This window comes from Telluria mixta (genome assembly GCF_029223865.1).
GTDB classification, from domain to species: domain Bacteria; phylum Pseudomonadota; class Gammaproteobacteria; order Burkholderiales; family Burkholderiaceae_D; genus Telluria; species Telluria mixta.
Window position 1 is genome coordinate 2,159,876 of record NZ_CP119520.1, and the last position, 21,433, is coordinate 2,181,308.

Consider the following 21,433-nt stretch of genomic DNA (forward strand, 5'->3'; position numbering starts at 1 on the left):
GCTTGACATGTGTGCGTACACACATAATACTGTGCCCATGACTGCTTCCGAACGACTCATTGCCTGCAACTGCTTCGCCTCCCGCAAGGCGGCGCGTCTGATTACGAAGATGTATGAAGACCACCTGGCGCGCGTAGGCCTGACGAGCACGCAGTTCTCCATCCTGGTCTACGTCGACGAGATTGGCGCGGCCTCGATGAAGGACCTGGTCGAGGCGATGGTCATGGAGCGCACGAGCGTGATCCGCGCGCTGCAGCCGTTGGAACGCGACGGCCTCGTGGCCATCGGTCCGCACGAGGAAGACGCGCGCCGCAACGTCGTGCGCCTCACCGACGCGGGCCGCGCCAAGCTGGCGGAAGCGCTGCCCGTGTGGCAGACGGCGCAGGCGGAGTTCGAGAGCAGGTTCGGCGCCGGGCTGGCCGGGGAGTTGCGCCAGTCGTTGTCGACGCTGGCACCGTAGCAAAAAATTTTTGCACTTATATGTGCGTACACACACTAAGGAGAAGAACATGAGCAACGCAAACCTCGGTACGGCAGTCGTCACTGGCGCATCCACCGGGATCGGTGCCCTCTACGCGGACCGCCTGGCCCGCCGCGGCTACGACCTGGTCCTCGTCGCCCGCAATGGCGAACGCCTGCAGGCGCAGGCCGACCGCCTGAGCACCGCCTATGGCATCACGGTGCACACGATCGTCGCCGACCTGACCCGCGACGCCGACCTGCGCCGCGTGGAAGAGGTATTGCGGAACGACGACGCCATCACGCTGCTCGTGAATAACGCCGGCGTGGGCGGCACCGGCCCGCTGCTGGGTTCCGACGTCGACAAGATGCAGGACATGATCGCGCTGAACGTGACCGCACTGACGCGCCTGACGTATGCCGCCGCGCCGGGCTTCGTGGCGCGCGGGCAGGGCGCCTTCATCAATATCGCGTCCATCGTCGCCATCGCACCGGAAGTGCTGAACGGTGTGTACGGCGGCAGCAAGGCGTACGTGGTGGCGTTCAGCCAGTCGCTGCAGCACGAACTGGCCGACAAGGGCGTGCGCGTACAGGTGGTACTGCCGGGCGCCACGGCGACGGATTTCTGGCAGATCGCCGGCACGCCCGTCGAGCATCTGCCCAGCGAGATCGTGATGCGCGCCGAGGATCTCGTCGATGCCGCGCTGGCCGGTTACGACCAGGGCGAATTCGCCACGATCCCGGCGCTGGAAGACGGCGCCAAGTGGAACGCGTACGAAGCGGCGCGGCGCGCGATGCACCCGGAACTGTCGCGTACGAAGCCGGCGAGCCGCTACGCCGTCGCGGCTTGATGGATCAACGCGCTTCGAACACGAGGCACGTGGTCGTCGCATGCGCATACAGCCGGCCCTGCGCATCGACGATCTTCCCTTCGGCCGTCGCCAACTGGCGGCCGCAATGGAGCACCGTGCCGATCGCCCGCAGCGGCCCGCTGTCGAGCCGCGCACCGCGCACGAGGTTCACGCTCAGCTCCGCCGTCGTGTAGGCGTAACCCGGCTCCAGACCCGTCTGCACGGCGCAGCCGACGGCCGAGTCGAGCAGGGTCGCGTACCAGCCGCCGTGCACCGTCCCCATCGGGTTCAGGTGTTTTGCCTGCGGCGTGCCCTGGAAGGTGGCCTTGCCCTTCTCGACCTCGACGAGGTAGAAGTCGAGCGTCTCGGCGATGGGCGCGTACGGGAAGCGGCCGTCGAGCAGCGCTTCCATGATGGCGAGACCCGCCATCCCGCGCGCTTCCTGCGCCGGCACGACGCCCGGACGTCCGCCGCCCTGCTCGATGCGTGCGCGCACCGCGCGCAGCTGTTCTTCCCATTGCGCCGCCACCGTCGGCTGCTTGTCCATGCGATCCTCCTGTCGTGTGATTGAGTGTATATGCAACTATCCGGTGCCGATTATGCACAGGTTCCTGCACCCCCGGGGTTATACTCGCTAGAGGGAGGGCACTAACGCCATCCCGGCAATGGAACACTGTACATGACATCGAACGACCCCCTGTGCAACTGCCTCGCCCTGCGCCAGGCGTCGCGTTACATCACCGGCGTGTACGACCAGGTCCTGAGCGAGGCCGGCCTGCGCGTCACGCAGTTCTCCATCCTGTACAAGCTGCTGGGGCTCGGACCGATGACGGTCAACCAGATGTCCGCCGAACTGGTCATGGACCGCACGACTCTCACCCGCAACCTGAAGCCGCTCGAGCGCGATGCGCTGGTCACGACCGGTCCCAGCGAGCACGATAAGCGCGAGCGCGTGATCGTCCTCACGCCGGCCGGCAAGGCCAAGGTGAAAGCCGTGCTGCCGCTGTGGCGCCGCGCCCAGCAGACCTTCGAGGAGAACTTCGGCAGCGAACGCGCACTCGAACTGCGCGTGCTGCTGCGCGCCGTCGTCGAGACGGGCATCCACGAACCCGACGCCTGATTATCCTGACCTGCGCCAGGCCGCACGTCATGCGTTTTTCAAAATACGTGTATATACTCCTATTTGCGTGATCCCGTCATCCAACCCGAAAGGAGTCATCATGTCTGCCCGCGACATCGTCCTGTGTGCCCCCGTGCGTACCGCCATCGGCGCGTTCAACGGTTCCCTGAAATCCATCCCCGCCGTCGAACTGGGCGCGGCCGCCGTGCGCGCCGCCGTCGAGCGCGCGGGCATTTCTCCGGACGCCATCGACGCCGTCCTGATGGGCAACGTGATCCAGGCGGGCAACCGCATGAACCCGGCGCGCCAGGCCGCGGTCCATGGCGGCATTCCCGTCAGCGTGCCCGCGATGACCCTGAACCGCGTATGCGGCTCGGGCGCGCAGGCCATCGCGTCGGCCGCGCACGAGATCCTGGCTGGAGAATCGAATGTCGTGCTGGCCGGCGGCATGGAAAACATGGACCAGGCGCCGTACCTGATGCCGCAGGCCCGCTGGGGCGCGCGCATGGGCCACGCGCAGATCTACGACAGCCTGCTGCACGACGGCCTGAACGACGCCTTCTCGGCCCAGCACTCGGGCTGGCACACGGAGGACCTCGTGAAGGACGTCGATATCACCCGCGCTGCGCAGGACCGCTGGGCCGAACGCTCGCAGCGCCGTTTCTCGGAAGCCCAGGCGGCCGGCGCGTTCAAGGATGAAATCGTGGCGATCGAGATCGCGGGCAAGCGCGCCGTGCAGCTGTTCGACACGGACGAGGCGAACCGCCCCGACACCACGCTGGAGACGCTGGCGAAACTGAAACCGGCATTCCGCCCGGACGGCACGATCACGGCCGGCAACGCGCCGGGCCTGAACAGCGGCGCGGCCGCCGTCATCGTCGCCGACCGCGCGACGGCCGAGCGCCTGGGCCTGCAGCCGATCGCGCGCCTCGTCGCCTCAGGCGTGGCGGCCGTGGAGCCGGGCATGTTCGGCCTCGGGCCCGTGCCGGCCGTGCAGAAGGCTCTCGCGCGCGCCGGCTGGAGCATCGGCGACGTCGACCGCTTCGAAATCAACGAAGCCTTCGCCGCCGTGCCGCTGGCCGTGGCGCGCAGGCTGTCGCTGGCGGAAGACGTCATCAACGTCGAAGGGGGCGCGGTGGCGCACGGTCACCCGATCGGCGCGACGGGTGCCGTGCTGACGGTGCGGCTGCTGCATGCGATGCGCCGCGGGCTGGCGCGGCGCGGCGTGGTCACGCTGTGCATCGGGGGCGGGCAGGGGATCGCGCTGGCGCTGGAGCAGGTGTGATCACGCGGCGACGAACGCGTTCATCCGCTCCACCAAAAACTCCCTGAGCACCCTGACGGCCGGCGACACCTGGCGCCGGTTCGCCAGCACCATGTACAGCGGCTGGTTGTTGCCCTCCCAGTCCGTACACACGGTGCGCAACGCGCCGCTCGCGAGGTCGGCCTGCACGTCGATGCGCGAGCGGTAGCACAGTCCGAGGCCGTCCAGCGCCCAGCGCCGCACGATCTCGGAATCGTCGGCCACGCGGTCGCCGCGCACCGTCACTTCGATCTCCGCGCCGTCCTTGTAGAAGCGCCAGCGGTCGTTGACCGTCTCGTCCAGCATGAAGCACAGGCAGTTGTGTGCCGCCAGATCATGCGGGGTCGCCGGTACGCCGTGCCGCGCGAGGTAGGCCGGCGACGCGCATAGCACGCGCCGGTTCGTCTCCAGCAGCGGCAGCGCCACCATGCTCGACTCTCGCGGCTTGCCGAAGCGCAGCGCGATGTCGACGGGTTCCCGATAAATGTCGGCCAGGCGGTCCGTCAACTGCAGCCGCAGGCGCACGCCCGGGTGCCGCTCCTGGAACGCGTTCAACCACGGCAGCACGACGTGGCGACCGAGGTCGGACGGCATCGAGATCTGCAGCTGGCCCTCGATCGAGTTTTCTCCCGCGCGCACTTCGGTCTCGGCATCGCGCAGGCCGTCCAGCAGCGGCCGGCAGCGGGCGAGCAGGCGTTCGCCGGCCACCGTCAGGCGCATGCTGCGTGTCGTGCGCACGAACAGCGCCGTGCCGAGGTCCGCCTCCAGCCGCTTCAAACTCGCGCTGGCGACGGCCGGAGATAGATCCAGCAGACGCGCGGCCGCCGACAGGCCGCCTTGCTCGGCCGTGGTGACGAAGAGTTCGAGGTCGCGCAGGTTCATTTTCAAAGAAAGATTGAAATTGATTTCGTATTTGCGCAGTTTATCAAAAAGGTCAGGGCGCCCAGAATGAGACCCATCGATCACCAAGGAGCCGCCATGAAAGCCATCGCCTACCAGAACAACCTGCCCATAGCCCACGCCGACGCCCTCGTCGACATCACCCTGCCGGACCCGGTCGCGACCGGCCACGACCTGCTGGTCGAGGTGCAGGCGGTGTCCGTGAACCCCGTCGACGTGAAGGTGCGCGCCGGCTCGAAACCTGCCGACGGCGAGTGGAAAGTGCTGGGTTGGGATGCGGCCGGCATCGTGAAGGCCGTCGGGCCGGACGTGACGCTGTTCCGTCCGGGCGACCGCGTCTGGTACGCCGGCTCCATTGCCCGCGCCGGCAGCAACAGCGAGCTGCAACTGGTCGACGAGCGCATCGCCGGCAGGATGCCGCAATCGCTGGACTTCGGCGCCGCCGCCGCGCTGCCGCTGACGAGCCTCACGGCGTGGGAACTGCTGTTCGACCGTCTCGAGGTGCCGACCGACGAGCGCGGCGAGGGCAAGACGTTATTGGTGATCGGCGCGGCGGGTGGCGTCGGCTCGATCCTCGTGCAACTGGCGCGCCGGCTGACCCGCCTGATGGTCGTCGGCACGGCATCGCGTCCCGAAACGCGCGATTGGGTGCTGAAGCACGGCGCCCACCACGTGATCGACCACGGCAAGCCCCTCACGGACGAGATCCAGCGTGCGGGTCTGAGCGCACCGGACTACGTGATCAGCCTCACGCACACGGAGCAGCACTTCGACCAGATCGTCGAGATCATCGCGCCGCAGGGTAAATTCGGCCTGATCGACGACCCGGCCCCGATCGACGTCCGCAAGTTCAAGCGCAAGGCCGTGTCGCTGCACTGGGAACTGATGTTCACGCGTTCGCTGTTCTCGACGCCGGACATGATCCGCCAGCACGAGATCCTGAACCGCGTGGCGGACCTGATCGACGCGGGCACGCTCCGCTCGACGGCCAACGAGAACTTCGGCCGCATCGACGCGGCGAACCTGAAGCGTGCGCACGCGCTGATCGAGTCGAACCGCGCACAGGGCAAGATCGTGCTGGCGGGGTTCTGATTACAAGCGCCGCGTGAATTCCATCGCGATCGGATACACCATCTCGCACGGCTGCCCGTGGCAGACGGCGGGCTTGTAGCGCATGGCCATGGCGGCGCTGGCGACGTAGCGGATCACGTCGTCGTCGAAGCTGCCCACCTTGCGTACTTCCTTCGCCTTGCCGTCGGCGCCGACCAGCACGTGCAGGCGCAGCAGGCCGCGCGCGTCGTACTTGCCGGCGACAGCCACCGCGAGCCGGTTGAATTCGACGGTGCCGTTCAGCGGATACGGCGGATCGTCGCCCGGTTCCAGCGCCGGATAACCGTTGCGGACGATGTCCTTCTGTTCGGGCGTGAGACCGTCCCAGCCGACGTTGGTCGGCAGCGGCGACCGCACGTCCGTCTTCGCCAGCAGCGTGCCCGTGTCCGGCTCGGCCTGGCGCTGCTGGAACGTGTTCTCCGGCTTGGGACCGGCCTGTTTTGCGTTGCGTGCGGCCGCATCCAGCGTGCCGGTCCGGCCGCTGCCGGCATACGTGATGCGGTCGCCGTCGACCGGCCGTCCATCGCGGAACTCGCCTTCGACCATGCCGCCGAGCGCATACGTGAGGCGCCCCTGGCCGTTCGGACGGTCGGCGCGGAATTCGCCCTGGTAGACGTCGCCGTTCGGGTAGATCTGCACGCCCTTGCCCTCGCGCCGCATCATCTTGAGACCGCCTTCGTAGCGCAGCTCGCTGGCGAAGCGCAGGTAGCCTTCGCCGTCGGGGACGCCGTCGGTCAGCGAGCCGATATACGTGAATTTATCGCCCGCCTTCAGCTTCGCTTCGCCGCTGACGGCGCCGTGCGCGAACGTGCCTTCGATGCGGCGCGTGGTGCCGTCCTTCGCCGTCCATTCGAGCACGCCCTTGCCGTCCGCATAGCCATCCTTGCAGGGGCCGGTCCAGTGCACGGACTGGTCGTTCGGTGCCGGGAGGAGCTTGCCGACCTGGCAGTCGCCGGCGTGGGCCGCTTGTGCGATGCAGGCAGCCAGGAGGAGGGGCGGGGCGGTTTTCATCGTACAACTCTAGCATGCAGATAGGGACCGCATGCTCACCGATTCTCACCCCTGGCGCAACCTGTACGTCATGTAATTCAGGTCGTGGCCGACCCCTGCGATCCTGAGCATATCCGCCACGCGCGCGACAGTGGTAAAACCGGCGCGCGCATACAATTCGACGGCAGGCAAGTTGTCGGACAAGACCTCGAGGTCGATCCACTCGACGTCCGTCCCGGCCCGCGCCCACTGGGCCGCCGTTTCGAGCAGGCGCCGCCCGAGTCCGCGCCGCCGCCACACGCGGTGCACGCCCATGCCGAGCATGGCGCGGTGCGTCGCGGCCGGTTCGGGACGGCCGCGCAGGTCCACGTGGCCGGCGATATCGCCGTACGTGTCGATGGCCAGCCACAGGCGGCGCCAGCCCGGCTGGCCGACGGGGATGTCGATGCCCTTGATGAACGCGATGCGCAGCCCGGCGGGCAGGCGAGGCTGGCCCGGCGCGATCGGCTGGAACAGCGGCGTGCCGTCGGCGCCGTTGTCGCGCAAGTGGTCGTCCAGGTAGGCGAAGAACGGCGCCAGGTCGGCTTCATTGGCCGGGCGGATCGTCAACGCCTCCGTGTTGTCCATCAATCTGGTCACAAAGCCCTTGCAATCAAAATCTTCTGGATGTCGCTCGTGCCTTCGTAGATCTGGCATACGCGCACGTCGCGGTAAATGCGCTCGACGGGGAAGTCGGCCACGTAGCCATAGCCGCCGAACACCTGCATCGCCGACGATACCACGCGCTCGGCCATCTCGGACGCGAACAGCTTGGCCATCGCGGCTTCCTTCAGGCAGGGCAGGCCCGCGTCCTTCATCGATGCGGCGTGCAGGATCAGCTGGCGCGCGGCCTCGATCTGCATCGCCATCTCGGCCAGGCGGAACTGCACGGCCTGGTGGTCGAAGATCGGCGCACCAAAACTTTCGCGCTCCTTCGCATACGCCAGCGCGGCCTCGAACGCGGCGCGCGCCATGCCTACCGATTGCGACGCAATGCCGATGCGTCCGCCCTCCAGGCCCGACAGCGCGATCTTGTAGCCTTGGCCCTCTTCGCCGATCAGGTTTTCAACCGGGACGCGGCAGTTGTCGAACACGATCTGCGCCGTGTCCGACGAATGCTGGCCCATCTTCTGTTCGATGCCGGCGACGATGTAGCCGGGCGTATCGGTCGGCACCCAGAACGCGCTGATGCCCTTCTTGCCGGCCGCCTTGTCGGTGACGGCCATGACGATGGCCACGTCGCCGTTCTTGCCGCTCGTGATGAACTGCTTGGTGCCGTTCAGGACGTAGTGGTCGCCGTCGCGCACGGCCGTCGTGCGCAGGGCGGCGGCGTCGCTGCCCGTGTGCGGTTCCGTCAGCGCGAAGGCGCCCAGCAAATCGCCCTGCGCGAGCGGGCGCAGCCAGCGTTCCTTCTGCGCCGCGTTCGCGTACGTCATCGCGATCGAGCACACGGGGCAGTTGTTGACCGAAATGATGGTGGAGGTGCCGCCGTCGCCGGCCGCGATCTCTTCCAGCACCAGCGCCAGCGCGACGTAGTCGAGGCCCGCGCCGCCGTACTGCTCGGGCACGGCCACGCCGAACGCGCCCAGCCGGGCCAGTTCCTTCAGCTCGTCCTTCGGAAAATGGTGCTCGCGGTCCCAGCGCGCGGCGTTGGGCGCAAGACGCTCCTGCGCGAAGGTGCGCAGGGCGTCGCGGATCATCTGGTGTTCTTCGGTCAAAATCATGTTGTCTCGTTTTTTATCGTGGACGGCTCACCACGGGATCGGTGTGCCGTCGTAATTGAGGAAGGCGCCGTTCTGCGCCGGCGTCGCCTTGGCCAGCGTGGCACGCAGGCCGGCCGCGCTTTGCTCGACGGTGAGCGTGGCGCCCGGACCGCCCATGTCGGTCTGCACCCAGCCCGGGTGAAAGGTCAGACACGTGGCACCCTGCGGGCCGTACGTCAGCGCGGCGTCGGCCAGCACGGAATTCAGCGCGGCCTTGCTGGCGCGGTACAGCGACCCCTGGTTGCTCTTGCGCTCGCCGATGGAGCCCATGCGCGACGAGATCACGGCCACCTTGCCGCGCGTCGTGGCGACCAGCGGCGCGACGATGGGCAGTAACCGCATCGCGGCCAGCACGTTCGTGTGCATGACGTCGTCGAATTCCTGTTCGGTCGGGAAACCGGCGTGGTCCGGGCCGTACACGCCCGCGACGAGCCAGGCGGCGTCGATCTTTTCGTCGTCCAGCTTCCAGCCCAGGCCACCGATCGATTCGGCATTGGTGACGTCGACCTGGTGCGCTTCCGCGCCCAGCCGGCGCAGCGCATCGCAATCCGCGGCCTTGCGCGCGGTGGCGATGACGCGCCAGCCGTCTGCGCGGTATTGACGGGCCAGTTCGTGGCCGATGCCGCGCGATGCGCCGATGATGAGAGCTGTTGGCATGGGAATTCCTTCACGGTATGGATGACAATGACAATCCGTCACCATACCGTGTTTTAAAAACGCGTGCGTGGCGCGTTACACCATCTCGATCGCCATCGCGGTCGCCTCGCCGCCGCCGATGCACAGCGACGCCACGCCGCGCTTGCCGCCCGTCTTCTTCAGCGCGCCGAGCAGGGTGACGATGATGCGTGCGCCCGATGCGCCGATCGGGTGGCCCAGCGCGCACGCGCCGCCGTGGACGTTGACCTTCGAATGCGGGATGTCCAGCTCGTGCATCGCGGCCATCGGCACGGCGGCGAACGCTTCGTTGATCTCGAAGAGGTCGACGTCCTTCGGCGACCAGCCGGTCTTCTTGAACAGCTTTTGCAGCGAGCCGATCGGCGCGGTCGAGAACTGGTCCGGCTCCTGCGCGTGCGTCGTGTGGGCGACGATGCGGGCGAGCGGCGTGACGCCCAGTTCCTTCGCCGTCGATTCGCGCATCATGACGAGGGCCGCGGCGCCGTCGTTGATCGACGACGACGAAGCGGCCGTGATCGTGCCATCCTTTTTAAACGCCGGACGCAGCGTCGGGATCTTGTCGACCTTGGCCTTGACGGGGCCTTCGTCCTTCTCGATGATCGTTTCGCCCAGGCGGTTTGCGACGGTCACCGGTGCGATCTCCCACTGGAAATCGCCGGACTCGGTGGAATTCTGCGCGCGCTTGACGGATTCGATCGCGAACGCATCCAGCTGCTCGCGCGAGAAGCCGTACCTGGCCACGCACTCCTCGGCGAACGTGCCCATCGAGCGGCCTTCGCCCGTCTTTTCGTTGCGCGAGTAGGCGTCTTCGAGGCCGTCCATCATCATGTGGTCGAACATGACGCCATGGCCGATGCGGTAGCCGCCGCGCGCCTTCGGGATCAGGTACGGGGCATTGGTCATCGACTCCATGCCGCCTGCCACGACGACGTCCGCGCTGCCGGCCTTGAGCACGTCGTGCGCGAAGATCGCGGCCTGCATCGCCGAGCCGCACATCTTCGACAGGGTAACGGCGCCCGTCGACAGCGGCAGGCCCGCCTTGATCAGCGCCTGGCGCGCCGGGGCCTGGCCCTGGCCGGCCATCAGGCAGTTGCCGAAGTAGACGTGCTCGACGAGGCTCGCGTCGACGCCGGCGCGCTCGACGGCCGCCTTGATCGCCACGGCGCCCAGGTCGCTCGCGGATTTCGAAGAGAAGTCGCCCTGGAAGGCGCCCATCGGGGTACGGGCGGCGCCGACGATAACGATTGGATCATTCATTGTGTAAGGTCTCCAAGTAATGGGATTGCGGCGAGGGTGTCGCCGGGTTCGCTGGGTCCGCGAGGTGGAACCGGATGTGCTGCGGATACGGAAAAATGTCTTCGAGTTCGCCCGCGAGGATGCGGTCCTTGTGCGACTGCCACCAGACGCGCGTCAATAGTGCGGCATGGTGTTTCATGAACGCGGCGCGTATCTTTGGATTCCCGAGCAGGAAGCGCGCGAATTGTTCGGGAAAGACGTCGTGCTTGCCGATGGGGTACCAGGGCTCGGCGGCCATCTCGTCTTCCTCGTTACGCGGCTGCGGGATGTCGCGGAAGTTGCAGTCGGTGAGGTACTCGATCTCGTCGTAGTCGTAGAACACGACGCGGCCGTGTCGGGTCACACCGAAGTTTTTGTACAGCATATCGCCCGGAAAAATATTCGCAGCGACGAGGTCGCGGATCGCATTGCCGTACTCGAACACGCCGTGTTCGATAAGCTCGTCGTCGCCGCTGCGCTGTGCACGGTCCAGGTAGATATTTAGCGGCACCATGCGCCGCTCGATGTACAGGTGCCTGATGACGATGTGGTCGCCTTCGATGTCGACGAGCGAAGGTGCGAACCGGCGCAGTTCGGCCATCAGTTCCTCGTCGAAGCGGGACAGCGGGAAGGCCACGTCCGAGTATTCCAGCGTGTCCGCCATGCGGCCCACGCGGTCGTGGTGCTTCACCAGCAGGTATTTTTCCTTGATGCGCGCCCGCGTCGTCTCTTTCGGCGGCGGATAGAAATCCTTGATCACCTTGAACACGTACGGAAAGGAGGGCAGTTCGAACACGAGCATCACGAGGCCGCGGATGCCGGGCGCGATGCGGAAGGCGTCGGAGCTGTGCTTCAGGTGCTGCAGGAAGTCGCGGTAGAACAGCGTCTTGCCCTGCTTTTGCAGGCCGAGCACGGTGTAGATCTCGCTGCGCGGTTTCTTCGGCATCAGGCTGCGCAGGAATTGCACGAAGGCCGACGGCACTTCCATGTCGACCATGAAATAGGCGCGCGTGAACGAGAACAGCAGGATCACCTGCTCGGGATCGGTCAGCACCGCGTCGAGGACGAGCCGGCCGGCCCGGTCGTGCAGGATCGGCACGACGAACGGATGTTCCCGGGCGCCGTTGATGGCGCGGCCGACGATGTAGGCGGCCTTGTTGCGGAAAAACAGGCTCGACAGCACGTGCAACTGCTGGTTCGGCTCGCGCTCGTGCAGGCCGAAATGTTCGATCATGCGCGCTTCGACGAGGGCGATGTCGCGGTCGAGGTCGGCGAACGGGCAGTCGAGCTGGAAATTCGTCACCATGCGCCGCAACGAGAAGCGCAGGTCGTCCGCCGCCGGGTAATACACGCGGTAGGTCGGGGCCGGCTCGTCCGTCTCGATGTACTCGGTGGAGACGGCCGGGCGCACGAAGATGAAGTCGTTGCGGTAGTAGCTGCGGTGCAGGATGTGGCAGCAGACGGAATTGAAGAAGCTTTCCGCCAGCTCCGGGCGCTTGTGGTCCGTCAGCAGGCCAATGTAGTGGAGCTTCGTTTCGCGCCACGTCTCGTCGTCGAGATCTTCCGGCGCGTATTCGTCTTCCAGCGCATGCACGCATTCCTGCACGCGCTTGTCATAGAAATCGATGCGCTTGCGCGCGGCCTGCTGGGCCGTCGTCCAGTCGGCGCGTTCGAAATGGGTCTTGGCCGTCTTGCTGGCCTGGCGGAACAACGTGTAGTGACGGTCGAAGCCGTCCAGGATGGTGCGGGCGATGTCGAAGGCGATCTGGGACGACAGCAGCTTGGGGAAGGTGGCCTGGGTCATCGGGCGGCTCGCGCGGTGGACGGGGCAGCGGTCATTGTAGTCGGCGAATGATGTGCTGGGATGACCCGCTGTCGTAAGATCCGTCATTCCCGCCGAGGGCGGGAATGACGGTCTCTATTTTTCGGGCTACGTGGAGTTGTTGTTCTGCCGGCTTGTGCCGATCTTGTTGTTCGCCCGGTCTCCTCTTCTCCACAAACTTACATCGTCTCGCCGAACAGCTCGCGCCCGATCAGCATGCGACGGATTTCGCTTGTACCGGCGCCGATCTCGTACAGCTTGGCGTCGCGCCACAGACGGCCCACCGGGTATTCGTTGATGTAGCCGTTGCCGCCCAGTGTCTGGATCGCTTCGCCGGCCATCCATGTTGCCTTTTCCGCGCTGTACAGGATGGCGCCGGCCGCGTCCTTGCGCAGGGCGCGGACCTGTTCCGGGTTCGATGCGCGGTCGCAGGCCTGGCCGACCGCGTACACATAAGCGCGGCATGCCATCATCGTCGAATACATATCCGCGATCTTGCCCTGCATCAATTGGAACTCACCAATTGCTTGGCCAAACTGCTTGCGCTCGTGAATATACGGGACGACGACGTCCATGCAGGCCGACATGATGCCCAGCGGGCCGCCGGACAGCACGGTGCGTTCGAAATCCAGGCCCGACATCAGCACGTTCACGCCCTTGCCCACGCCGCCCAGCACGTTTTCCACCGGCACTTCGCAATCCTGGAACACCAGCTCGCCCGTGTGCGAACCGCGCATGCCCAGTTTGTCCAACTTTTGCGCGATGGAAAAACCTTTGAAGCCTTTTTCGATGAGGAAGGCGGTCATGCCGCGCGGGCCGGCCTCGATGTCGGTCTTGGCGTAGACGACGAGGGTGTCCGCGTCCGGACCGTTCGTGATCCACATCTTGGTGCCGTTCAGCACGTAGCGGTCGCCCTTCAGGTCGGCGCGCAACTTCATGCTGACGACGTCGGAGCCGGCGTTCGGTTCGGACATGGCCAAGGCACCGACGTGCTCGCCCGAGATCAGCTTGGGCAGGTACTTGCGCTTCTGCTCTTCGTTGCCGTTGCGCTTGATCTGGTTGACGCACAGGTTCGAGTGCGCGCCGTACGACAGGCCGACGGAGGCCGATGCGCGCGAGATTTCTTCCATGGCGACGATGTGCGCCAGGTACCCCATGTTGGCGCCGCCGTATTCCTCGCTGACGGTGATGCCGAGCAGGCCCAGCTCGCCCATCTTTTTCCACAGGTCCATCGGGAACTGGTCGGTGCGGTCGATCTCGGCCGCGCGGGGGGCGATTTCGCTCGCGGCGAACTGTTGTACAGCTTCGCGCAGGGCGGCGATGTCTTCGCCATGGTCAAAGGTCAAGCCAGGGAGATGCAGCATGTCGTCCTCGTTCTCGTCGTCTGTCTGGTGGATGGCTCGTGGCCAGACTGGATGATAGCGCGGAGTGACGTTAACGTAAACGTCAAGCAGCATCCTTCTCGCCGGCTTCCGCCAGCAGTCGGCGGCATTCTTCTTCATGCACGGAAATTTCCGCCAGCGACATCTCGATATCCGCCCGCTGCTGTTCCAGCGTCTCGCGCTGGTGCGCCAGCACGCCCAGGAAACGGTTGATCTGGGCCACCGTGTCCTTCGGCGTCTCGTACATGTCGATGATGCTTTTGATCTCCGACAAAGTCAGACCCAGGCGCTTGCCGCGCAGCGTCAGTTTCAGCCGGGTGCGGTCGCGCGGGGTGTAGACACGGTTGCGTCCGCCCTGGCCCTCGCGCATCGGGCTGAGCAGCCCCTGGTCTTCGTAAAAGCGGATCGCACGTGCGGTGATGTCGAATTCGCGTGCCAGTTCGGCGATGGTGTAGGTGGTGGCCATGGTGTTCTGCGGGTCAAAAGTGGCGAGGTGCGGAATCGCTTAGAATCACAGCCTGCGCCTTCCGTTTACGTTTACGTCAAAGCGTTTGCGGCATTGTAACGCGACCCGCCCCAGTATCAATACGAAAGTCCACCGCATGAACCTCCTCGAAGCCCAGCTCAGCTATCCATTCGGCGATGCCATTCCTCCACTCGGCACGGTCACGGACGTGGCGCCCGGCCTGTCGTGGCTGCGCATGCCGCTGCCGTTCGCCCTCGACCATATCAATCTGTGGCTGCTGGACGATACGGCAGGGGACAAGCGCGGCTGGTCCCTCGTCGACTGCGGCGCCGGCACCGATGCGACCCGGTCCGCCTGGGAACGGCTGTTCACGGACGCAATGGCGAACCGGCCATTGCTGCGCGTGTTCGCGACGCATTGTCACCCCGACCACGTCGGCCTGTCCGGCTGGCTGTGCGACCGGTTCGGCGCGCCGTTCTGGACGAGTACCGGCGAGTTCGGCTTCGCGCGCATGATGGCCGCCGCGCTGCCCGGCGTCGACGGCCCGTCGGCGATCCCGCATTTCCAGCGCCATGGCCTCGTCGACGCGGGCATGCTCGAGCAGATGCAGAGCCGCAAAAATTACTACCCGTCGCTCGTGCCGGCCGTGCCGGCGGCGTACACCCGTCTGCAGGATGGCCAGCGGGTCGTTATTGGCGCACGGGAATGGCGCGTGATTACCGGTTTCGGCCATTCGCCGGAACACGTCTCGCTGTACAACGACCAGGACCGGATCCTGATCTCGGGTGACATGGTGTTGCCGCGTATTTCGACGAACGTCTCCGTGTTCGCCGTCGAGCCCGAAGGCAACCCGCTGCAGCTGTACCTGGATTCTCTGGACAAGTTCGCCGACCTGCCCGGCGACACCCTCGTCCTTCCTTCCCACGGCAAACCGTTCCGTGGCTTGCACACCCGCATCGCGCAATTGCGCGCGCACCATGTAGCGCGGCTGGAGGAAGTCCGCGCCGTGTGTGCTGAGCCGAAGTCGGCAGTTGACATTGTTCCGTTGATGTTCAAGCGACAACTCGACGCGCACCAGCTCAGTTTTGCGATCGGCGAGGCGTTAGCCCATCTTCATTATCTTTGGTACAACGGTAACCTCGTGCGTGTAACTGCCAACGATGGGGTCATGCGTTTTAAGTTGACTTAAAACAACATATTAAGACCAATGTATGTCGTAAAAATCACGACAATCTAACTGGACTTCTCAGCACTTTGTTGACTCTTGGCATCATTTGTCATGCTAAGGGGAAGAAACGTTCCAATTTTTAGTAGGAAATTGAACGAGCAAACGTTTTCCTTTTCCTGTAGGATATTTTTCACACATATCTCACAGAACGCTGAACACAATGGGAATTGCTGGACAGCACTGTGAGAATTGGTCAATACTCACTTATTTGTTACCTACAGCCTCTCCTGCCGTCACAGACGGTCTGGTCAACGGAGCGACCTATGACGGCTTTGCATGAACCCTTAGTGCCACCCATGAATTCGACTAACGAACGGGAGAGCTTCAGCGAGCGCCTGCAGCAAGCCCTGAAAAACGCCCATTATTCTCCGGACAGCCCCACCCGGCTGGCACGGGAATTTAACATTCGCTTCGAGGGCCGCCCAATCACGGTCCACGCGGCACGTAAATGGCTGGTCGGAGAGGCGATTCCGACGCAGGAAAAACTGCGCATGATCGCGCAATGGCTGGGCGTGCCGGCGGACTGGCTGCGCTTCGGCGGTTCGGAAAACGCCGCCGCCAATGGCGACGGCACCGACGGCAGCACCCGGTTCGAATCGGCCGACGTCAAGCTGATCGCCGACCTGCAACGCCTGGACGAGCACCACAAGCAGCTGGCGCGCGAATTCATCCGCATGCTCGTGCGCATGAATCACCAGCAGCAGAAATAATCCTTCCTGATCGCCATCGAACTCACGATGGCCGAATCCCATGACGCGGCGTCCGGTAAATCCCGGGCGCCGCGTCACGCACTTCTGTACTGCAATTTTTTCTGCGATTGTCCGCACAAACGGCCGAGTCTCGCGCATAATCGGTAACGCTAACGGAACGTCGAAGTCATCGAGTTCGCGTTCCTGACTGGCGCCCGCCAGCGTTATCGGTCAATAAGGATGCAGTCGCCTCATGATTAATAACTACAGCAACACCGCGCAGTTGAAGGACCTCATGACCGCGCCGCCGATGACGGCGGCCCAGCACGCAGAAATCATGCGCAAGCGTAACGAGCAGCGCAGAAAAATCGAAGACGCAAGGGAACAGAGACAAGCCGAAAGCGACCCGTACGGCGAACGCGCCTGAGTCAGGGCGTATCCTCTTTCATGCCGCCCCATCTCGGGGCGAGATCGTTCGTCACGCCCAGCAGGTCCATGACACGGGACACCGTGTGGTCGACCATCTCGGCTATCGTGGCGGGGCGGTTATAAAAGCTCGGCAGCGGCGGGAAGACGATGCCGCCCATTTCCGTGACCGCCGTCATGTTGCGCAGGTGCGCCAGGTTGAACGGCGTCTCGCGCACCATCAGGATCAGGCGCCGGCGTTCTTTCAGCACGACATCGGCGGCGCGCGCGATCAGGTTGTCCGACAAACCATGCGCGACCGCGGCCAGCGTCTTCATCGAACAGGGGGCGATCACCATGCCGTCCGTCTGGAACGAGCCGCTGGCGATCGACGCGCCGATCTCGCGATTACGATGGACCACGTGGGCGAGCGCTTCCACGTCGCGCCGTTGCAGGCCGACTTCCTGGTGCAGGGTGAGGGTGGCGGCGTCGGAAATGACGAGGTGCGTCTCGACGCCGGGTACGGCGGCCAGCCGTCGCAACAGCTGCACGCCATAGATCGCGCCGGTCGCGCCCGTGATGGCGACGACGATCCGGCGCGGGCCGGTATCAGCCATTCTTCTTGAGCAGGGTCTGCAGTTCGCCCGACTCGTACATTTCCGTCATGATGTCGGAACCGCCGACGAATTCGCCGTTCACGTACAGCTGCGGAATGGTCGGCCAGTTCGAGTATTCCTTGATGCCCTGGCGGACTTCCGCGTCTTCCAGGACGTTCACGGTGGCGATGTTATCGACGCCGCAAGCCTTCAGGATTTGGATCGCGCGGCCCGAAAAACCGCATTGCGGGAACTGGGCGGTGCCCTTCATGAACAGCACGACAGGCGCGTTGGTCACGGTCTCTTTGATCCAGGTTTGTACGTCGCTCATTTGGTTCTGCCTTTGGTGAGAATGTGATAGATGACGGCATTTTATAAGAAAACGGGGGCGCCGGCATAAGGCGCCCGCCGCCACGTCAGCGTTTCAGCTTTGCAAACGCCGCCGCCATCGCGCCATTGCTTGGCGCCGCGGAACGCTCCTGCTTTTGATGCTGGCCGAGCCGCTTGCGGTCATCCCGATCCCCGCGCTGTTGAGGTTGCGACCCGGCCTGCGGTGCGCTGTCCGACAAACGCATCGTGAGCGCGATGCGCTTGCGCTTGACGTCCACCTCCAGCACTTTCACCTTCACGACCTGGCCCGCCTTGACGACCGTGTGCGGATCCTTGACGAACGTGTTCGACAGCGCCGAGATGTGCACGAGGCCATCCTGGTGCACGCCGATGTCCACGAACGCGCCGAACGCCGCGACGTTGGTGACGACGCCTTCCAGGATCATGTCCGGGCGCAGGTCCGAGATCTCCTCGACGCCTTCCTTGAACGTGGCCGTCGTGAATTCCGGACGCGGGTCGCGGCCCGGCTTTTCCAGCTCTTTCAAGATGTCGGTCACGGTCGGCACGCCGAATTTGTCATCGGCATACTTGGCCGGATTCAGGCGTTTTACCAGCGCGCTGTCGCCGATCACCGATTTGATGTCCTTCTGGATATCGGCCAGGATCTTTTCGACGACCGGATACGATTCCGGGTGCACGGCCGACGCGTCCAGCGGGTTGGCGCCGTTCACGATGCGCAGGAAGCCCGCCGCCAGTTCGAACGTTTTATCGCCCAGGCGCGGCACCTTCTTCAGCGCCGCACGCGACGCGAACGCGCCCTGCTGGTCGCGGTAGTTGACGATGCTCTGCGCGACACTGCTCGATAAGCCCGACACGCGCGCGAGCAGCGGCGCCGACGCCGTGTTGACGTCCACGCCGACCGCGTTCACGCAATCCTCGACGACGGCGTCGAGCTGGCGCGCGAGCTGCGTCTGCGACACGTCGTGCTGGTACTGGCCCACGCCGATCGATTTCGGATCGATTTTGACGAGTTCGGCCAGCGGGTCCTGCAGACGGCGCGCGATGGACACGGCGCCGCGCAGCGACACGTCCAGTTCCGGCAGTTCGCGTGATGCGAATTCCGACGCCGAGTACACCGACGCGCCGGCTTCCGACACGACGATCTTCGTCAGCTTCAGCTCCGGGTGTTGCTTGATGAGGTCCTGCGCCAGTTTATCGGTCTCGCGCGACGCGGTGCCGTTGCCGATCGAGATCAGCGACACGTTGTGCTTCGCGGCCAGCTTCGCCAGCGTATGCAGCGAACCGTCCCAGTCGTTGCGTGGCGCGTGCGGGTAGATGGTCGACGTGTCGACCACCTTGCCGGTCGCGTCGACGACGGCGACCTTGACGCCCGTGCGCAGGCCCGGGTCGAGGCCCATCGTCGCGCGCGGGCCCGCGGGTGCGGCGAGCAGCAGGTCCTTCAGGTTGCGTGCGAAGACGTGGATCGCATCGCTCTCGGCTTTTTCGCGCAAGGCGCCCATCAGCTCCGTCTCGATGTACATGAAGCTCTTCACGCGCCACGTCCAGCGCGCCGTGTCGAGCAGCCATTTGTCGGCCGGGCGGCCCGTGCCCTTGATGCCGAAGCGCGCGGCGATGCGGCTTTCGCACGGATTGTGCGGCGCGTCCCACTTCGGCTTTTCCGGCTCCGAATCGAGGCGCAGGGTGACGTCCAGCATACCCTCGCGGCGGCCGCGCATCAGCGCCAGCGCGCGGTGCGACGGCACGGTCGCCAGCGTTTCCGAGTAATCGAAATAGTCGGCGAATTTCTCGCCTTCTTCCTGCTTGCCGTCGACGACCTTCGATTCGACGACGCCGTGCTCCTGCACATATTCGCGCAGCGATTGCAGCAGCTCGGCATCTTCCGCGAAGCGCTCCATCAGGATCTGGCGCGCGCCGTCCAGCGCGGCCTTCGTGTCGGCCACACCGGGGTTCGCGACGCCGTCCGCATTCGTGAACGCTTCGCGCAGATATTTCGCCGCTTCGGCTTCCGGATCGCGCGACGGATCGTCAAGAAGATCATCGGCCAGCGGCTTCAGGCCGGCCTCGATCGCGATTTGCGCCTTGGTGCGGCGCTTCTGCTTGTACGGCAGGTACAGGTCTTCCAGGCGCGTCTTGTCTTCCGCGAGCGAGATCGCCTGCAGCAGCTCCGGCGTCATCTTGTTCTGTTCCGTGATGGACGAGATGATCGCGGCGCGGCGGTCTTCCAGTTCGCGCAGGTAGCGCAGGCGTTCTTCCAGCAGGCGCAGTTGGATGTCGTCGAGGCCGCCCGTCGCTTCCTTGCGGTAGCGGGCGATGAAGGGGACGGTCGCGCCTTCGTCGAGCAGGGCGACGGCGGCGGCCACCTGTGCCGGTTTGGCGGACAGTTCTTGAGCGAGGCGTTGTTCGATCGAAGGCAGCATGGATGATGTCGGTGGTCGGTGAATCGAACGGGCAATGATACGCAATCGCGGGCGATGCGCCAGTCTTGACACGCAGGGCGATATCAAGGTGGCACAACGCGGCGTATCAATTCTGCAAAAGTTCCGCCAGCACGATCTCCGTATCCTCCAGTGCCGCGATCGTGATCACATCCTCGTCCGCGATGCCGGCCCCGTCGCGCGCCGCCAGCGTCACGCCGTTGACGGTGACGCGGCCCGCCGTCGTGACGAGATAGGCGCCGTGGCCCCGCGGGAGCGCGTGTTCGATCACGTCGCCCGCGCGCAGGGTGGCCCCGAGCAGGCGCGCATCCGCGTCGATGGGCAGCGCATCGGCATCGCGCGCATTGCCGCTGGCCAGCACGGTCAAGGCGCCGGCACGCGCCGCGGGCGGGAAGTGCCGCGTGTTCCACGACGGCGCGCCGCCCGGCGTGCGCGGACGCAGCCAGATCTGGTACAGCAGCAGCGGCACGTCGCCGTCGTTGCGCTCGCTGTGGCGGATGCCGCTGCCGGCGCGCATCGCCTGCACGTCGCCGGCGGCAATCGTGGAACGGTTGCCGAGGCTGTCCTCGTGGGTGACGGCGCCCTGGCGCACGTAGGTCACGATTTCGACGTCCCTGTGGCCGTGCATCCCGAAGCCCGTGTGCGGCGCGAACGTGTCGTCGTTCCAGGCCCGGAGCGGGCCGATCGCGCCGTGCTTCGGACGGCCCATGCCGTCGATGGCCACGTGCAGCCGGGCGTTCAGCCAGCCCAGGTCATGGCCACCCAGGGCGGCGTAGGGACGATGGTCGATCATGATCAGATCTGCGCCTGGCCGCCGTCGACGAACAGCTCGGTGCCGTTGACGAAGCTGGCATCGTCGGAGGCGAGGAACACGGCCGCTTTCGCAATCTCGTCCGGCTCGCCGACGCGGCCCAGCGGGATCTGCGCGGCCAGGTAGTCGACGAGGCCCTGCTGCGCGGCGGCGTCGGTGCCGGCCAGTTCGACGAGGCCGGGCGTGCGGGTGGCGCCCGGGCTGATCGTGTTGACGCGGATGCCGCGGTCCTTCAGGTCCAGGATCCAGTTGCGGGCGAAGGCGCGCACGGCGGCCTTGCTGGCCGCGTAGACGCTGAACGCCGGGGTGCCGCTGCTGCCGGCCGTCGAGCCGGTCAGGATCACCGAAGCGCCTTTCGACAGCAGCGGCAGTGCTTTCTGCACGGTGAACAGCGTGCCTTTCACGTTGCGGCCGAAGGTGTCGTCGAATTGTTCTTCCGTGATCTCGCCCAGGGGCAGCATCGAACCGCCGCCGGCGTTCGCGTACAGGACGTCCAGGCGGCCGAAGCGGGCGCGGATCTCGTCGTACAGGCCGTCCAGTGCGGCAAGGTCGCTGGAGTCGACGCGCAGGCCGACTGCATCGTGGCCGATGGTTTTCACGGCGGCGTCCAGTTCGGCCTGGCGGCGGCCGGTGACGATCACTTGCGCGCCTTCGAGAGCGAAGCGTTGGGCGGTGGCCAGGCCGATGCCGCTGGTGGCGCCGGTGACGAGAGCGATTTTGTTGGCGAGTTTGGCAGTCATGATGTTCTCCGTTTGGTTGATGT

The 21,433-nt window shown here is 65.4% G+C and carries 23 protein-coding genes; 8 read left to right on the top strand and 15 right to left on the bottom strand.

Going from position 1 to position 21,433, the window contains the following annotated elements:
• The first annotated feature begins 37 nt into the window (after positions 1 to 37).
• A complete protein-coding gene (locus tag P0M04_RS09630; RefSeq protein ID WP_259451891.1) occupies positions 38 to 460 on the top strand; it encodes a MarR family winged helix-turn-helix transcriptional regulator in 423 nt (140 codons plus the stop codon).
• A 49-nt stretch (positions 461 to 509) separates the two neighbouring features.
• The gene (locus tag P0M04_RS09635) at positions 510 to 1,310 is read left to right on the top strand and encodes an SDR family NAD(P)-dependent oxidoreductase (protein ID WP_259451892.1); all 801 of its coding nucleotides are present in this window, start codon (positions 510 to 512) and stop codon (positions 1,308 to 1,310) included.
• A 4-nt stretch (positions 1,311 to 1,314) separates the two neighbouring features.
• Here P0M04_RS09635 and P0M04_RS09640 read toward each other — a convergent pair whose 3' ends face one another.
• Positions 1,315 to 1,857 carry a PaaI family thioesterase gene (locus tag P0M04_RS09640; RefSeq protein WP_259451893.1) on the bottom strand — a complete coding sequence of 181 codons (543 nt, stop codon included), beginning with the start codon at positions 1,855 to 1,857 and terminating at the stop codon, positions 1,315 to 1,317.
• 132 nt (positions 1,858 to 1,989) lie between these two features.
• Here P0M04_RS09640 and P0M04_RS09645 point away from each other — a divergent pair, with 132 nt between their 5' ends.
• Complete coding sequence (locus tag P0M04_RS09645) at positions 1,990 to 2,430, top strand: MarR family winged helix-turn-helix transcriptional regulator (RefSeq protein WP_259451894.1); 441 nt, start codon at positions 1,990 to 1,992, stop codon at positions 2,428 to 2,430.
• Between the two features lie 100 nt (positions 2,431 to 2,530).
• Positions 2,531 to 3,715: a thiolase family protein gene (locus P0M04_RS09650; RefSeq protein ID WP_259451895.1), complete on the top strand. Its 1,185-nt coding sequence runs from the start codon at positions 2,531 to 2,533 to the stop codon at positions 3,713 to 3,715.
• On the opposite strand, the gene P0M04_RS09655 is transcribed toward P0M04_RS09650, so the two are convergent.
• Positions 3,716 to 4,615 (bottom strand): LysR family transcriptional regulator, encoded by a 900-nt coding sequence (locus P0M04_RS09655; RefSeq protein ID WP_259451896.1) that lies wholly within the window; start codon positions 4,613 to 4,615, stop codon positions 3,716 to 3,718. It lies immediately after the preceding gene.
• A gap of 96 nt (positions 4,616 to 4,711) precedes the next feature.
• On the opposite strand from P0M04_RS09655, the gene P0M04_RS09660 reads away from it, so the two are divergent.
• A complete protein-coding gene (locus P0M04_RS09660; RefSeq protein WP_259451897.1) occupies positions 4,712 to 5,725 on the top strand; it encodes a zinc-binding alcohol dehydrogenase family protein in 1,014 nt (337 codons plus the stop codon).
• Here P0M04_RS09660 and P0M04_RS09665 read toward each other — a convergent pair whose 3' ends face one another.
• From P0M04_RS09665 to P0M04_RS09700, 8 genes are all read right to left on the bottom strand, one after another.
• Entirely contained in the window at positions 5,726 to 6,754 is a 1,029-nt protein-coding gene (locus P0M04_RS09665; RefSeq protein WP_259451898.1) for an MORN repeat-containing protein, read from the bottom strand. It lies immediately after the preceding gene.
• A 45-nt stretch (positions 6,755 to 6,799) separates the two neighbouring features.
• Positions 6,800 to 7,360 carry a GNAT family N-acetyltransferase gene (locus P0M04_RS09670; protein ID WP_259451899.1) on the bottom strand — a complete coding sequence of 187 codons (561 nt, stop codon included), beginning with the start codon at positions 7,358 to 7,360 and terminating at the stop codon, positions 6,800 to 6,802.
• 8 nt (positions 7,361 to 7,368) lie between these two features.
• A complete protein-coding gene (locus tag P0M04_RS09675) occupies positions 7,369 to 8,496 on the bottom strand; it encodes an acyl-CoA dehydrogenase family protein (protein ID WP_259451900.1) in 1,128 nt (375 codons plus the stop codon).
• A 27-nt stretch (positions 8,497 to 8,523) separates the two neighbouring features.
• On the bottom strand, positions 8,524 to 9,192 hold the full coding sequence (locus P0M04_RS09680) for an SDR family oxidoreductase (protein WP_259451901.1): 669 nt from the start codon (positions 9,190 to 9,192) through the stop codon (positions 8,524 to 8,526).
• A gap of 75 nt (positions 9,193 to 9,267) precedes the next feature.
• The gene (locus P0M04_RS09685) at positions 9,268 to 10,467 is read right to left on the bottom strand and encodes an acetyl-CoA C-acyltransferase (protein ID WP_259451902.1); all 1,200 of its coding nucleotides are present in this window, start codon (positions 10,465 to 10,467) and stop codon (positions 9,268 to 9,270) included.
• Entirely contained in the window at positions 10,460 to 12,289 is a 1,830-nt protein-coding gene (aceK, locus tag P0M04_RS09690; RefSeq protein WP_259451903.1) for a bifunctional isocitrate dehydrogenase kinase/phosphatase, read from the bottom strand. Before aceK ends, P0M04_RS09685 begins: the two co-directional genes overlap by 8 nt.
• A gap of 197 nt (positions 12,290 to 12,486) precedes the next feature.
• Positions 12,487 to 13,671, bottom strand: a complete 1,185-nt coding sequence (locus P0M04_RS09695; RefSeq protein WP_259451904.1) for an isovaleryl-CoA dehydrogenase — start codon at positions 13,669 to 13,671, stop codon at positions 12,487 to 12,489.
• A gap of 82 nt (positions 13,672 to 13,753) precedes the next feature.
• Complete coding sequence (locus P0M04_RS09700) at positions 13,754 to 14,155, bottom strand: MerR family transcriptional regulator (protein WP_259451905.1); 402 nt, start codon at positions 14,153 to 14,155, stop codon at positions 13,754 to 13,756.
• Between the two features lie 136 nt (positions 14,156 to 14,291).
• On the opposite strand from P0M04_RS09700, the gene P0M04_RS09705 reads away from it, so the two are divergent.
• The 3 genes from P0M04_RS09705 to P0M04_RS09715 all read left to right on the top strand — a co-directional run bounded on the left by P0M04_RS09705 (position 14,292) and on the right by P0M04_RS09715 (position 16,499).
• Positions 14,292 to 15,344 (top strand): MBL fold metallo-hydrolase, encoded by a 1,053-nt coding sequence (locus tag P0M04_RS09705; protein ID WP_259451906.1) that lies wholly within the window; start codon positions 14,292 to 14,294, stop codon positions 15,342 to 15,344.
• Between the two features lie 335 nt (positions 15,345 to 15,679).
• Complete coding sequence (locus P0M04_RS09710) at positions 15,680 to 16,093, top strand: hypothetical protein (protein ID WP_259451907.1); 414 nt, start codon at positions 15,680 to 15,682, stop codon at positions 16,091 to 16,093.
• A 232-nt stretch (positions 16,094 to 16,325) separates the two neighbouring features.
• A complete protein-coding gene (locus P0M04_RS09715) occupies positions 16,326 to 16,499 on the top strand; it encodes a hypothetical protein (RefSeq protein WP_259451908.1) in 174 nt (57 codons plus the stop codon).
• 1 nt (position 16,500) lies between these two features.
• Here the strand turns inward: P0M04_RS09715 and P0M04_RS09720 are convergent, their stop codons facing one another.
• From P0M04_RS09720 to P0M04_RS09740, 5 genes are all read right to left on the bottom strand, one after another.
• Positions 16,501 to 17,094: a UbiX family flavin prenyltransferase gene (locus tag P0M04_RS09720; protein WP_259451909.1), complete on the bottom strand. Its 594-nt coding sequence runs from the start codon at positions 17,092 to 17,094 to the stop codon at positions 16,501 to 16,503.
• Positions 17,087 to 17,404, bottom strand: a complete 318-nt coding sequence (grxD, locus tag P0M04_RS09725; protein WP_259451910.1) for a Grx4 family monothiol glutaredoxin — start codon at positions 17,402 to 17,404, stop codon at positions 17,087 to 17,089. Before grxD ends, P0M04_RS09720 begins: the two co-directional genes overlap by 8 nt.
• Positions 17,405 to 17,489: 85 nt before the next feature.
• A complete protein-coding gene (locus tag P0M04_RS09730; RefSeq protein ID WP_259451911.1) occupies positions 17,490 to 19,841 on the bottom strand; it encodes a Tex family protein in 2,352 nt (783 codons plus the stop codon).
• A 106-nt stretch (positions 19,842 to 19,947) separates the two neighbouring features.
• Complete coding sequence (locus P0M04_RS09735) at positions 19,948 to 20,652, bottom strand: pirin family protein (protein ID WP_259451912.1); 705 nt, start codon at positions 20,650 to 20,652, stop codon at positions 19,948 to 19,950.
• Positions 20,653 to 20,654: 2 nt separating this feature from the next.
• The gene (locus P0M04_RS09740; RefSeq protein WP_259451913.1) at positions 20,655 to 21,410 is read right to left on the bottom strand and encodes an SDR family oxidoreductase; all 756 of its coding nucleotides are present in this window, start codon (positions 21,408 to 21,410) and stop codon (positions 20,655 to 20,657) included.
• Positions 21,411 to 21,433 lie beyond the last annotated feature (23 nt).

Coding starts and splice junctions, on each gene's coding strand:
- P0M04_RS09710 (WP_259451907.1), top strand. CDS start 15,680: ATGAATTCGACTAACGAACGGGAGAGCTTCAGCGAGCGCCTGCAGCAA.
- P0M04_RS09720 (WP_259451909.1), bottom strand. CDS start 17,094: ATGGCTGATACCGGCCCGCGCCGGATCGTCGTCGCCATCACGGGCGCG.
- P0M04_RS09635 (WP_259451892.1), top strand. CDS start 510: ATGAGCAACGCAAACCTCGGTACGGCAGTCGTCACTGGCGCATCCACC.
- P0M04_RS09645 (WP_259451894.1), top strand. CDS start 1,990: ATGACATCGAACGACCCCCTGTGCAACTGCCTCGCCCTGCGCCAGGCG.
- P0M04_RS09730 (WP_259451911.1), bottom strand. CDS start 19,841: ATGCTGCCTTCGATCGAACAACGCCTCGCTCAAGAACTGTCCGCCAAA.
- aceK (WP_259451903.1), bottom strand. CDS start 12,289: ATGACCCAGGCCACCTTCCCCAAGCTGCTGTCGTCCCAGATCGCCTTC.
- P0M04_RS09680 (WP_259451901.1), bottom strand. CDS start 9,192: ATGCCAACAGCTCTCATCATCGGCGCATCGCGCGGCATCGGCCACGAA.
- P0M04_RS09695 (WP_259451904.1), bottom strand. CDS start 13,671: ATGCTGCATCTCCCTGGCTTGACCTTTGACCATGGCGAAGACATCGCC.
- P0M04_RS09655 (WP_259451896.1), bottom strand. CDS start 4,615: ATGAACCTGCGCGACCTCGAACTCTTCGTCACCACGGCCGAGCAAGGC.
- P0M04_RS09735 (WP_259451912.1), bottom strand. CDS start 20,652: ATGATCGACCATCGTCCCTACGCCGCCCTGGGTGGCCATGACCTGGGC.
- P0M04_RS09630 (WP_259451891.1), top strand. CDS start 38: ATGACTGCTTCCGAACGACTCATTGCCTGCAACTGCTTCGCCTCCCGC.
- P0M04_RS09650 (WP_259451895.1), top strand. CDS start 2,531: ATGTCTGCCCGCGACATCGTCCTGTGTGCCCCCGTGCGTACCGCCATC.
- P0M04_RS09640 (WP_259451893.1), bottom strand. CDS start 1,857: ATGGACAAGCAGCCGACGGTGGCGGCGCAATGGGAAGAACAGCTGCGC.
- P0M04_RS09715 (WP_259451908.1), top strand. CDS start 16,326: ATGATTAATAACTACAGCAACACCGCGCAGTTGAAGGACCTCATGACC.
- grxD (WP_259451910.1), bottom strand. CDS start 17,404: ATGAGCGACGTACAAACCTGGATCAAAGAGACCGTGACCAACGCGCCT.
- P0M04_RS09670 (WP_259451899.1), bottom strand. CDS start 7,360: ATGGACAACACGGAGGCGTTGACGATCCGCCCGGCCAATGAAGCCGAC.
- P0M04_RS09675 (WP_259451900.1), bottom strand. CDS start 8,496: ATGATTTTGACCGAAGAACACCAGATGATCCGCGACGCCCTGCGCACC.
- P0M04_RS09660 (WP_259451897.1), top strand. CDS start 4,712: ATGAAAGCCATCGCCTACCAGAACAACCTGCCCATAGCCCACGCCGAC.
- P0M04_RS09665 (WP_259451898.1), bottom strand. CDS start 6,754: ATGAAAACCGCCCCGCCCCTCCTCCTGGCTGCCTGCATCGCACAAGCG.
- P0M04_RS09700 (WP_259451905.1), bottom strand. CDS start 14,155: ATGGCCACCACCTACACCATCGCCGAACTGGCACGCGAATTCGACATC.
- P0M04_RS09705 (WP_259451906.1), top strand. CDS start 14,292: ATGAACCTCCTCGAAGCCCAGCTCAGCTATCCATTCGGCGATGCCATT.
- P0M04_RS09740 (WP_259451913.1), bottom strand. CDS start 21,410: ATGACTGCCAAACTCGCCAACAAAATCGCTCTCGTCACCGGCGCCACC.
- P0M04_RS09685 (WP_259451902.1), bottom strand. CDS start 10,467: ATGAATGATCCAATCGTTATCGTCGGCGCCGCCCGTACCCCGATGGGC.